Annotated in this window: 11 protein-coding genes and 1 pseudogene; 1 reads left to right on the top strand and 11 read right to left on the bottom strand. The window is 72.3% G+C overall.

Annotation, left to right across the window (positions count from 1 at the left end):
• Position 1: 1 nt before the first annotated feature.
• From purL to purS, 3 genes are read right to left on the bottom strand one after another with little or no spacing between them, the layout of a single operon-like run.
• Entirely contained in the window at positions 2-2,848 is a 2,847-nt protein-coding gene (purL, locus tag ACXN5W_RS07385) for a phosphoribosylformylglycinamidine synthase subunit PurL (protein ID WP_473157401.1), read from the bottom strand.
• Complete coding sequence (gene purQ, locus ACXN5W_RS07390) at positions 2,845-3,528, bottom strand: phosphoribosylformylglycinamidine synthase subunit PurQ (RefSeq protein ID WP_473157402.1); 684 nt, start codon at positions 3,526-3,528, stop codon at positions 2,845-2,847. Before purQ ends, purL begins: the two co-directional genes overlap by 4 nt.
• A complete protein-coding gene (gene purS / locus ACXN5W_RS07395; RefSeq protein ID WP_473157403.1) occupies positions 3,525-3,785 on the bottom strand; it encodes a phosphoribosylformylglycinamidine synthase subunit PurS in 261 nt (86 codons plus the stop codon). The genes purQ and purS overlap by 4 nt, the downstream gene beginning before the upstream one ends.
• A 397-nt stretch (positions 3,786-4,182) precedes the next feature.
• On the opposite strand from purS, the pseudogene ACXN5W_RS07400 reads away from it, so the two are divergent.
• Positions 4,183-4,650, top strand: a pseudogene (locus tag ACXN5W_RS07400) (YbjQ family protein); the annotation flags it as partial.
• A gap of 67 nt (positions 4,651-4,717) precedes the next feature.
• On the opposite strand, the gene purB reads toward ACXN5W_RS07400, so the two are convergent.
• The 8 genes from purB to ACXN5W_RS07440 all read right to left on the bottom strand — a co-directional run bounded on the left by purB (position 4,718) and on the right by ACXN5W_RS07440 (position 11,747).
• Positions 4,718-6,142: an adenylosuccinate lyase gene (gene purB / locus ACXN5W_RS07405; RefSeq protein ID WP_473157404.1), complete on the bottom strand. Its 1,425-nt coding sequence runs from the start codon at positions 6,140-6,142 to the stop codon at positions 4,718-4,720.
• A 173-nt stretch (positions 6,143-6,315) separates the two neighbouring features.
• Positions 6,316-7,605 (bottom strand): MFS transporter, encoded by a 1,290-nt coding sequence (locus tag ACXN5W_RS07410; RefSeq protein WP_473157405.1) that lies wholly within the window; start codon positions 7,603-7,605, stop codon positions 6,316-6,318.
• On the bottom strand, positions 7,605-8,207 hold the full coding sequence (locus ACXN5W_RS07415) for an ArsR/SmtB family transcription factor (RefSeq protein ID WP_473157406.1): 603 nt from the start codon (positions 8,205-8,207) through the stop codon (positions 7,605-7,607). The genes ACXN5W_RS07410 and ACXN5W_RS07415 overlap by 1 nt, the downstream gene beginning before the upstream one ends.
• 61 nt (positions 8,208-8,268) lie before the next feature.
• Positions 8,269-8,517 carry a hypothetical protein gene (locus tag ACXN5W_RS07420; protein WP_473157407.1) on the bottom strand — a complete coding sequence of 83 codons (249 nt, stop codon included), beginning with the start codon at positions 8,515-8,517 and terminating at the stop codon, positions 8,269-8,271.
• A gap of 14 nt (positions 8,518-8,531) precedes the next feature.
• Positions 8,532-9,386, bottom strand: coding sequence for a TNT domain-containing protein (locus tag ACXN5W_RS07425; protein WP_473157408.1), 855 nt, complete (start codon positions 9,384-9,386; stop codon positions 8,532-8,534).
• A 98-nt stretch (positions 9,387-9,484) separates the two neighbouring features.
• Entirely contained in the window at positions 9,485-10,126 is a 642-nt protein-coding gene (locus ACXN5W_RS07430; protein WP_473157409.1) for a hypothetical protein, read from the bottom strand.
• On the bottom strand, positions 10,123-10,776 hold the full coding sequence (locus ACXN5W_RS07435; RefSeq protein WP_473157410.1) for a hypothetical protein: 654 nt from the start codon (positions 10,774-10,776) through the stop codon (positions 10,123-10,125). Before ACXN5W_RS07435 ends, ACXN5W_RS07430 begins: the two co-directional genes overlap by 4 nt.
• Before the next feature lie 68 nt (positions 10,777-10,844).
• Positions 10,845-11,747 carry a DUF6406 domain-containing protein gene (locus ACXN5W_RS07440; RefSeq protein ID WP_473157411.1) on the bottom strand — a complete coding sequence of 301 codons (903 nt, stop codon included), beginning with the start codon at positions 11,745-11,747 and terminating at the stop codon, positions 10,845-10,847.
• Positions 11,748-11,757: the final 10 nt, after the last annotated feature.

Raw genomic sequence — 11,757 nt, forward strand, 5'->3', positions numbered from 1 at the left:
GTCAACGCGACTCGCCCGCCGGACCGTCGGGGCGATCCTGCTCCGCGCCGTCCCCGGTGGGTCGGTCAGCGCCGTCCCCGCCCGGCTGGTCCGGGTCGTCCGTCGGGTGGACGGCCGGAGCCTCGGTCAGCGCCGACGCCGTGGCCTGGAACTCGGCCTCGGCCGGGTCCGCCGCCTCGGCAGTCTCGACTCGGTCCGCCGCCTCGGTCGAAAGCGCCGCCTCCGTCGAAAGCGCCGCCTCGGTCGGAAGCGCCGCCTCGGTCGGAAGCGTGTCCTCGGTTGCCTCGGCCGGCACCGCCGTCGTCTCGACCCCGACGCCGGTCGGGACCGTACCCTCGGGGCGCGGCGCGTCGGCCGAGCCGTCGAACAGGGCCGGCAGGGTGCCGGTGAACGCGGCCCGCAGCTCGTCCAGATCGATCCGGAACTGGTCCCGGACCTCCAGGGCACCGCCGTGCGGGTCGGTCACGCCGAGCGGCGTCCAGGGGATCCCGAACTCGGCGCAGAGCGCCGTGAACGCCTTGTCCTGCCCGCGGGGCACGGTGACCAGCACCCGGCCGGTCGACTCGCTGAACAGGTAGACGAACGGCATCGAGCCCTCGGTGAACCCGGCCGGCAGCGTGACGCGGGCGCCGACGCCGTACCGCAGGCAGGACTCGACGAGAGCCTGGGCGAGCCCACCGTCGGACAGGTCGTGCGCGGCCCGCAGGTGTCCCACCCGGGACGCCTCGGCCAACAGGTCGGCCAGCGCCCGTTCCCGGTCGAGGTCGACCCGGGGCGGCGGCCCGCCGAGGTGGTCGTGCACCACCGAGGCCCACTCGGAGCCGGACAGCTCGGTGTGCGTGTCGCCGAGCAGGAACACCAGCTCGTCGCCGCCCTGCTCCGGACGGGTGAAGCCCATCCGCACCCGGTCGCTCACGTCGTCGAGCACGCCGAGCACCCCGACCACCGGGGTGGGATGGATCGCCGCGGCCCCGGTCGAGTTGTAGAAGCTGACGTTTCCGCCGGTCACCGGGATGCCCAGCTCGGCGCAGCCGTCGGCCAGGCCGCGAACGGCCTCGGCGAACTGCCACATCACCGCCGGATCCTCGGGGGAACCGAAGTTGAGGCAGTTCGTCACCGCGAGGGGACGGGCACCGGTCACGACCACGTTCCGGTACGCCTCGGCCAGCGCCAGCTTCGCGCCCTGGTACGGGTCGAGCCGGGTGTACCGGCCGTTGCCGTCCAGCGAGATGGCCACCCCGAGACCGGTCTGCTCGTCGATCCGGATGATGCCGGCGTCCTCGGGCTGCGCCAGCACGGTGTTGCCCAGGACGTACCGGTCGTACTGCTCGGTGATCCAGGTCTTGTCGCACAGGTTCGGCGACGCCACCATCCGCAGGACGGTCTCCCGCAGCGCGTCGGGGGTCGCCGGCCGGGGCAGCGTCTCCGCGCGGTCGGCGTCGAACAGGATCCGGTCGGCCGGCTCGCGCAGCGGGCGCGCGTACACCGGGCCGTCGTCCACCAGGGTCGCCGGGGGTACGTCCACGACGGCCCGGTCGTGCCAGGTGATCAGCAGCCGGCCGGGGCTGCCGTCGGCGGCCGGCGGCGTGACCTCGCCGATCGCGGTGGCCGGGACGCCCCACTTCTCGGCGGTCCCGAGCACCGCGTCCAGCTGCTCCGGGGCCACGATCAGCAGCATCCGCTCCTGCGACTCGCTGGCCAGGATCTCGTGGGGCCGCATCGAGGGCTCACGCAGCGGCACCCGCTCCAGCCACACCCGCATCCCCGTGCCGGCCGCGGCTGCGGTCTCGGTGAGCGCGCAGGTCAGGCCGGCGCCACCGAGGTCCTGGATGCCGACGACGAGCTCGCCGTCGTACAGCTCCAGGCACGCCTCGATGAGCAGCTTCTCCATGAACGGGTCGCCGACCTGCACCGCCGGCCGTCGGCCCTCGCCGCCCTCGCCGAAGGTGGCGCTGGCCAGCACGGAGACGCCGCCGATGCCGTCCCGGCCGGTCCTGGCCCCCATCAGCACGACGATGTTGCCAGGGCCGGCAGCGGCCTTGTTCTGCAGGCGGTCAACCGGAAGGACCCCGAGGCAGAGGGCGTTGACCAGCGGGTTTCCCTGGTAGCAGGGGTCGAAGACGGCCTCACCGCCGATGTTGGGCAGGCCCAGGCAGTTGCCGTAGCCGCCGACCCCGGCCACCACGCCGGGCAGCACCCGGGCGGTGTCCGGGTGGTCGGCCGCGCCGAACCGCAGCGCGTCCATCACGGCCACCGGACGGGCGCCCATCGCGAGGATGTCCCGGACGATGCCACCGACGCCGGTGGCCGCACCCTGGTACGGCTCGACGAAACTGGGGTGGTTGTGTGACTCGACCTTGAAGGTCACGGCCAGCCGGTCGGAGATCTGGACGACGCCCGCGTTCTCCCCGATGCCGGCCAGCAGCCGCTCCGACGGCGGTGCCTTCTCGGCGAACTGGCGCAGGTGCACCTTGCTCGACTTGTACGAGCAGTGCTCGCTCCACATGATCGAGTACATGGCCAGCTCGGCCTGGGTGGGCCGGCGGCCCAGCATCTGCCGGATCCGCTCGTACTCGTCGTCCTTCAGGCCCAGCTCGGGGTAGGGCTGGAGCTCCTCCGGGGTGTCGGCGGCGCGTTCGACGGTGTCCAGGCCGTGCAGGTCGGCCGGGACGGTCGTGGGTTGGCCGGCGGAGGCGTTCGCCGGAATGCCGTTGGTCGGCGCGGTGGTCGACGGGCCGGCCGGGGTGCCGGGCGTGCCCGGGTCGCCCGCCGGCGGGTCGGTTGGGTCGGCCGTCGCCGGACCGGTCGGGTCCACGGCGCCCGTCGCCGAGTCGGGCTGGGTCGTCATGCCGGCGCTCCCGCCAGGTGCTTGAGGATCGACGTGAAGAAGCCGAGCCCGTCCAGGGACGGTCCGGTCAGTGCCTCGACGGCGTGCTCGGGGTGGGGCATGATGCCGACCACGTTGCCGGCCTCGTTGGTGATCGCCGCGATGTCGCGCTGCGACCCGTTGGGGTTCTCACCCAGGTAGCGGGCCACCACCCGGCCCTGGTCCGTCAACTCGTCGAGGGTGCGCTGGTCGGCGACGTACCGGCCCTCGCCGTTCTTGACGGGGATCAGGATCTCCTGACGCGGGTGGAAGGTGTTCGTCCACGCGGTGTTGGTGGTCTCGATCCGCAGCAGTTGATCACGGTTACGGAAGTGCAGGTGCCCGTTGCGGGTGAGCGCCCCGGGCAGCAGGTGCGCCTCGCAGAGGATCTGGAAACCGTTGCAGATGCCGAGCACCGGCAGGCCACCCCGGGCGGCGTCGACGACGCTGCGCATCACCGGGGCGAACCGGGCGATGGCGCCGCAGCGCAGGTAGTCGCCGTAGGAGAAACCACCGGGCAGTACGACGGCGTCCACGCCGTGCAGGTCGGCGTCGGCGTGCCAGAGCCGGACCGGTTCGGCACCGGCGATCCGGACGGCCCGCGCGGCGTCCCCGTCGTCGAGTGACCCGGGGAAGGTCACCACCCCGACGCGCGTACTCATCGCTGGTCCGCTGTCTCGTCCGACTCGACCACCCGGATCGTGTAGTCCTCGATCACGGGATTGGCGAGCAGCTTGTCGGCCAGCTCACGCACCCGTCCCAGGTCGGGCTCGCCGGTGAACTCCAGCTCGATCCGACGGCCGATGCGGACTGACGAGACGTCGCTGACCCCGAGTGTGGGTAGCGCGTTCGCCACCGCCTGACCCTGTGGATCAAGGATCTCCGGCTTGAGCATGACGTCGACCACGACGCGGGGCACGGGGCACTCCTGACTGATGGGGCGGCGCGGGTGCCGGCCCACGAGGGGCCGAGCGGGCCCAGCCTACCTGGCAGACGCACTCATCGACGCACCCGCCCGCCCTGTGGATAACCTTGTGGAAAACCCGCGTTCGTCGATGTTCGCCACCGCCCGTGAGCAGCGCGTCACCCTTTCTTCCAATCGGTGGACAGTCGCCGTCGACCCGGGCTCGCGGAGCCGCTGCGGGAGCGGGTCCGCGACGACCCGGCGGCAACCGGACCGACCCCGGGACCGGGGGTCACCGACCGACCCCGCCGGCACTCGACGGGGCCTATCGGGCCTGGTGGGCCGAACGACCGGATTCGCGGCATGTGTTCACATGAACATGCTTCACGAATGCCGACGGACCCGCTCTGCCAGCATCACAACCGTGCTCGTCGTGACGATGGACCATCTTCCGGGGTACGAGATCCGCGAGATCCTCGGGCAGGTCGTCTCCTCCCAGGCTCGCACCCGCAACGTGTACCGGGAAGGGGTGAAGAGCCTGCGCGGCGGCGCGTACGACCCGGCCGCGCCGGAGAACCTCACCCGGTGGCGCACCGATGCCGTGGCCCGGTTGGGCGAGGAGGCCCGGCGGCTCGGCGCCAACGCCGTGCTCGGGATGCGGTTCGAGCATCGCGAGGTCGGTGAGATGTGGATGGAGGTGTGCGTGTACGGAACCGCCGTGGTGGCGTACCGCTCGCCTGTCGCCGCCGCACCGGACCAGCCGCTCGTGGCCGCCGAGACCGCGCACACCGCGGAACCGGTCGAGTCCGGGGCCATCGCCGAGGCTCCCAGCGCGCCCAACCTGCGGACCGCCGGCGAGACCCCCACCCGACCCGGCTGAGCCCGCCCCTCGATCCGCTGGCGAGGACGGCCGGGTGGGCTGCCCGGACCGGACCGAAGACCGGAGGTCAGAGGATCGGCGGAGGACTGTACGTGGCGGCCTCCGGGTGCGCGACGACGACATCGGCGATGCGCTTCGTGACCGCGTCGACCTGGTTGCGGGCGGCGCCGACGAAGCCGGCCGGGTCGGCCACCAGCTCGTCGATCTCGGCCCGGGACAGGCACAGCCGACCGTCCGCCGCCAGCCGGTCGAACAGGTCGTTGCCGGCGGCGCCCCGCTCGCGCATGGCCAGCGCCACGGCCACCGCGTGCTCCTTGATCACCTCGTGCGCCACCTCGCGCCCGACGCCTCGGCGTACCGCGCCGACCAGGATCTTCGTGGTGGCCAGGAACGGCAGGTAGCGGTCCAACTCCCGGGCGATCACCGCCGGGTACGCGCCGAACTCGTCAAGCACCGTCAGGAACGTCTGGAACAGCCCGTCCGCCGCGAAGAACGCGTCGGGCAGCGCCACCCGGCGCACCACCGAACAGGACACGTCACCCTCGTTCCACTGGTCTCCGGCCAGCTCACCCACCATCGACAGGTAGCCCCGGATCACCACGGCGAGCCCGTTGACCCGCTCGGAGGAACGGGTGTTCATCTTGTGCGGCATCGCGCTGGAGCCCACCTGGCCCGGCTTGAAGCCCTCGGTGACCAGCTCCTGCCCCACCATCAGCCGGATGGTGGTGGCCAGCGACGACGGCGCCGCCGCGGCCTGCGCCAGCGCCGACAGCACGTCCAGGTCCAGCGAGCGCGGATAGACCTGGCCCACGCTGTTGAGCACCCGGGCGAACCCGAGGTGCGTGGCGACCCGCCGTTCCAGCTCGGCGACCTTGGTGGCGTCCCCGTCGAACAGGTCGAGCTGGTCGGCGGCGGTGCCGACCGGGCCCTTGATGCCCCGCAACGGGTACCGGGCCAGCAGGTCGGCCAGCCGCTCGTACGCGATGAGCAGTTCCTCCGCCGCGGACGCGAACCGCTTACCCAGCGTGGTGGCCTGGGCCGCCACGTTGTGCGACCGTCCGGCCATCACCAGCCCGGAGTACTCGGACGCGTGCCAGGCCAGCCGGGCCAGGGCGGCCACCACCCGGTCCCGGATCAACTCCAGCGACGCCCGGATCTGCAGCTGCTCGACGTTCTCGGTCAGGTCCCGCGACGTCATCCCCTTGTGGATGTGCTCGTGCCCGGCCAGCGCGCTGAACTCCTCGATCCGCGCCTTCACGTCGTGCCGGGTGACCCGCTCCCGCGCGGCGATCGACGCCAGGTCGACCCGGTCCAGCACCGCCTCGTACGCCTCGACGACCCCGTCGGGCACCGCCACCCCGAGGTCGCGCTGGGCCCGGAGCACCGCGAGCCACAGCCGGCGCTCCATCCGGATCTTCTCCTCGGGAGACCACAGCGCGGCCAGCTCCGGGGAGGCGTAGCGGGCGGCCAGCACGTTCGGAATCGTCGTCACGGGTGCCGATTGTAGGGAAGGGCGGCCGTAAACCCGGAGCAGGTGCGCACCATCCCGGCCACCCGGCTGACCGGTCAGGCTCAGATCTGTCGGCTCCGACCCGAGCAGGTCGGTCAGGTCCGGCCCGTCCCGGCTCGGGTGCCCGACCCCTGAGCGAGGGCCGGTGGCTCGGCTCAGCCGTGCGCCGGAGGTGCCGCCGTGACACCCTCTCCGACCGGCTGGACGGCTGGCGAGGGCGCCTCGTCGACCGGCTGGCCCGGTGGCCCCACGGGGAGTTGCCGGACGTCCCGGCTGGCCAGCATGCCGAGCACGGAGAGCACCACCAGCGCCGCCGAGCCGAGCAGGGCGTCCCGGGTGCCGAAGGCCGCCGCCGCGGGTCCGGCCGCGATCTGACCGAGCGGGATCGCCACCCACGAGCCCAACATGTCGTACGAGTAGACCCGGGCCAGCCGGTCCGCCGGGATGTGCCGGGCCATCGACGTCTCCCAGGCCACCGCGAACTGCTCGACGCCCAGCCCGACGGCCAGCGCCGCCGGCACCAGCACGATGACCCGGGGGGCCAGCGCCAGCCCGAGCAGCAACAGCGCCTCGGCGAACATGCAGGACACCCCGACCAGCAGCAGCCGGCGTACCCGGATCCGCAACGCGACGAGTCCGCCCAGGATCATGCCGGCGGTTTCCGCGGCGAGCACCACGCCCCAGGCGCCCCGCCCGATCGTGTGGTCCGCGACGGCCGGGCCGAGCACGCCGACGCCGCCGCTCAGGACCGCGTTGAGCACCATGAAGCCGGCCACCACCACCCACAGCCAGGTCCGGCCGACGAACTCGGACCAGCCCACCCGCAGGTCGGCCAGGACGCTGGACCGGGCGCCACCGGCCGGGGCCGGGGCCGTGGGCACGCGCACCCGGGTGTACGCCAGCGCGGCCAGCGCGAACGTCGCGGCGTCCGCGACGAGTCCCCAGCCGGGCCCGACGGCGGCGACCAGGATGCCGCCCAGCGCGGCGCCACCGATCATCGCGCTGTTCATCCCGAGCCGGTTGATCGCGTTGGCCGGCTGGATCAGTTCGGCCGGTACGGTCTGCGGGGTGAGCGCCGCCGACGCCGGTTGGGCGAGTGCGCTCACCAGGCCGTTGGCGATGCCCAGCGTCATCAGCAGCGGGATCGAGGCGGTGCCGGTCAGCACGAGCGCCGCCACGACCCCCTGGGTGAGCGCGCCCAACGCGCTGGAACCGGTCAGCAGCAGGCGGCGCGGCAACCGGTCGGCCAGCACCCCGCCGAACAGTACGAAGACCACGTTGGTCAGCGACCGCGCGCCGACCACCAGGCCCAGGTCGCGGACCGACCCGGTCAGATCGAGTACGGCGAACGCCAGCGCGATCGGCGCGACGGCGTTGCCCAGCATGTTGATCGATCGACCGAGGGTCAGGTTGCGGAACGCGGCGTGCCGCAGCGGCGCGAGCATCAGTGCTCCATCTCGAAGAGTGCGGCGGTGGCGTTGACGTGGAGGGTGCCGGGGGTACGGGTCGGCCGGGCGGCCTGGTGCAGCCGGAGCATGGCCTCGGCGACCTGCCGGCGTACCTCGGTCCAGGTCTCCGGGTCGACCCAGATTTCGGCGTCGGCGAGATAGCCGGTGCCCCCGGACCGGCGCCGGCCGGCCCGGCGTTCCAGCTCGGTCGCCACGGCCGCGTAGACCAGGCGTTGACCCTGGTCGTCGTGCCGGGCCAGCTCATCGCTCCGTCCCCGGTGCTGGTCGGGAAGGTACCGGTAGCGCTTGGCCAACCCGCCCCGGATGCGTTCCTCGCCGTCGATGAGGATCGCGCCGGCCGCGAGCAACTGGCGCAGGTGGTAGCTGGCGTTCGCGTGGGTGAGATCCAGTTCGCGGGCCACGTCGGCGGCGGTCAGCGGCGCGCCGGTGAGCAGCGACAGGATCCGCAGCCGGATCGGATGCGCCAGGGCCCGCAGCCACACCGTGTCGTCGACATCGACATCCGCAGCGGCTCCGGTGGCAGGTACGGGGACAGCCGGGGACCCGCTCGCCGACTCGGCGGCATCTCCCAAAGACATGTTTGGAGGTTAGGACCGGCGGAGTCCACCGTCAAGTAGTCGTTGGGGGGTTTCGTGCGGCTCAGCCCAGCGCCCGGCCGGTCAGCGCCCGGTAGAACTCCGCGCAGGCCGCCGCCTCGGTCGGGTGGGTGGCCCGCACGTCGTATCCGCCCCGTTCGTACGCGCCGATCTCCCAGCCGCCACCCGGTGCCGGACGCAGGAACCAGAAGTCGGGTGGGACGGGCCGTTGCTCGTGCACTCCGGTGATCTGGAAGGCCGCCGGCGACATGCCGGCCGCGAACAGGGCGTCACGTACCCCGTAGCGGTCCACCCGATCTCCCGTCGTCAGCAGGACCCGACGACCTCGACCCGGGACGCGCAGGAGCCGGGAGCAGCATTCGGGTCGAAGTCCTCCTCCACCAGATAATGGTGGTCCAACAGCCAGGTGATGCTCAGCGCCGCGCCGGCCTGCGGCAGGTACTGCCTGTTCAGTTTGAACTGGGTTCCCCAACCCGGCTGCGCGAACCACGGCGCGATCGGACCGGAGTCCACAGTGAACGACCTGATCACGCAGTACACGTGGTAGTTGGCCGACGGTACCGTCCCGGGCGGCGTCGCCGGTGGCGTGTTGAGCCGGTCCGGTGGCAGCGCCCGGCCGCCGAACGGGGTACCCAACGGGGACAGGAACGCGCCGCCCGGGAAGCCGAACCGGTCGAGCCGGTAACCGGGCAGGAGCCGCTGGGCCGCCTTGATCGGCCGGCCGTCGGGGGCGAGCGCGAAGCCGTCCAGCGGCGGGAAGAGGTACGCGTCGTGCGCGGGGCCGACCGTGAAGGCGTTGTTCCAGTCCTGCTGGCTCAGCCCACCGAACCGCTGATAACCCGTGAGCAGCGCCCCGACCGGGTCGGTGGACGGCAGGTTCCGCGGGCCGAAGAGCCGGTTGTCGGCGTGGTACCTCCCGGTCGGTGGCGCCGCGGCCGGCGTACCCGGGCGGCACCAGCCGTCGGCGGCGCCGACACCACCGTCCGGCTGCGGGCTGCCATCGCCGCCACCGGGACCGCCGTCAGCCGCCCGCGACGTGATCGTCGCGACGTCGACCCGGGTTTGGTACGACCCGCCCAGCCCGACGGACCAGGCGGGCAGCGGCTGGACCGCCATCACGAGCCCGGCCACGATGGCCAGGAAGAACCTGCCTACCTTCATCCCCGCCTCCCGAGAATCAACCTGCACGGTCGATCCTCGGCGGGATATGCCCCTTTATGCGAGGTTTCGGGGGTTCACTACCCGAAAAGGCGATCAGCTCAGCGGCGCGGGGCCTCGTCCAGACAGGCGGCGTTGACCCCGATCAGCTCCTGGAGCGCCGGCAGGAACCGGGTCAGCACGAACCGGGGATCGTGCTCGCGCTGATCATCCACCGCCGCCCGGGCACCGGCCGACGCGAACGCCACACAGACATCCCAGAGGCTCCCACCGGTGGAACTCCACATCCAGATGTCGTTGACCAACGCCGGAACCCGGAGCACCGGCTCCGCGCCGAACAGGCCGATGCCGTGACGCAGCGGATCCTCCGGGGTGTTGCCCAGCGGCAACATGAGCGCCCGGACGCGATGGGCCTGGGCGAAGCCGAGCGCGTCCTCCTGGGCCGGCCCCACCTCGACGAGCAGCCCGTCCTCGACGAACTCGTCGATCAGGCCATCCGGATCGGCCACCCCGAGCCGCCGCGCGGCGTCGGCGGTCTCGACCCGGGTCCACGGCCCGTCCGCGTCCGTCGAGCGGTGCGCGGCGGCCCAGACCGAGAAGGCGGCCTCACTGTCCATGGTCACGGACAGCCGACCGACGGCCAGCGAGTGGTACTTCACCGGCGCTCCGGGCGCCGGGTGGAACGCACCGGTGTACCGGCCCACCGGAAACACCAGTGGCCGGTCGGTCCTCGTGTCGGTCACGGCAGGGGCTCCAGATAGACGACGCTGGTGGCGAGCAGGGAATGGGCGTTACCGAGGAAACCCGCCAGCATCGCGGCCGGCTCCACCAGCTCCGGGTCGGTGCCTCCGGCCTGCCGTTCCTCGGTGGCGAGCGCCTCGCAGATCCGCCACAGGCTCTCCCCGGTCGAGCATCGTTCCCACAGGTCGTAGACGCTGCGGGTGACGGCGATCACCGGGTGGTCGAAGAAGCCGATCGAGTACAACCACGGCTGTTCCGCGCTGTTACCCAGGCCGAGCATCCGGGCACCCACCCGATGCCCACGGGCGAAGTCGGCCGCCTCGGGCGTACCCGGTACCACCCGGGCGGCGAGGCCCGCGTCGACCAGGTCGTTCAGCAACGACCCCAGGTCCTGGTCCGGCCCCAGGTGTTCGGCGGCGGCCTCGCGCAGCGCCTCGAAGGTCCACGGCCGCTCGGCGAGCGGACCGGTCACCCCGTGCAGCAGCGCCCACACCAGGAAGCGCGGATCCTCCAGCTCCCACACCTCGTCGCGCAACCGGATCCGGTGGTAGCGCTCGGCCGACCCGACGACCGGGTGGAAGGTGCCGAAGAACTGCCCGATCGGCAGCAACAGCGTAGGTGGCGCAAGGGTGGTCACTCCGGGATGTCCCATCGACGAGGATCGTTTCTCATTGACACTTTCTCCGTTCGCGGGTCCCGCGCACCGCGCCCAGCCCCGGGTCACTCACGCGGTGCCCAGTACATCGGGTCGCTCCGGTCCGGGAATACGACGGCCTCCGGGTCCGGTGCCCCCTCGGGCTCCGGGACCGGATGAAGCCTGTCCAGGAACGACCCGATGTCCTGCCCGAGCCGCATCAGCGCCGCCTCCCGCTCCGAATGACCGGTCTCACCGTACGGGCCGCCGGACAAGTGCTTCGGAAGGAGCCACACCGAGTCGGCGTCCGGCTGGTCGACCTTGACGAACAGGGTGCCCTCGTCGGCCACCCCGATCGCGAGGTACCGCCGGGACACCATGGGGTCGCGGTTGACCTGCTGCGCGACGACCAGATCACGGTGGCGGTACTGCGGATCGACGCCGAACAGCGGGCGCAGCGGCGACAGCGACAACGGCCAGGGATAACGCTTGACCAAGGGGGTGTCCTCGATCAGGTCGGGGATCTCGTGGTATCCCTCGAACCACACCCCGTTGGTCTCCGCCAGCCAGCGCTCGTAGGCCGGCGGCAGGACCTGACCGAGCGCCGCCCGCAGCGCCGCGAGCTGCGCCTGGTCCAGCCGTCCGGACGGTCGCAGCCGGGCCGGTTCGTCGCTGTGCCGCGGCTCGTACACCTCGTGCCGGCCGGTCGGTGGGTCCTGCGGCTCGTTCTCGTCCACCCGACGGAGGGTGACCGTCCACCAGCCCAGCGTCTTGAAGTCGACGTCGGCGAACCGCCAGGTCTCATCGAGCACCGGGAACGTCTCGCCCAGCCGTACGACGTACTCCAGCTCCGCCCCATCCTGCGGGAACACCAGAATCCGGGCCTCGGGGGTGGCACCCGGCAGCACCGACCCGACCGCGACGCCGGTCCACCCGATGCTGGTCTGGGTGTTGTTGTCGATCAGCACGACGTTCTCACCCGGGCTCATTGGCGCTTCC

The organism is Plantactinospora sp. A48 (assembly GCF_055793945.1).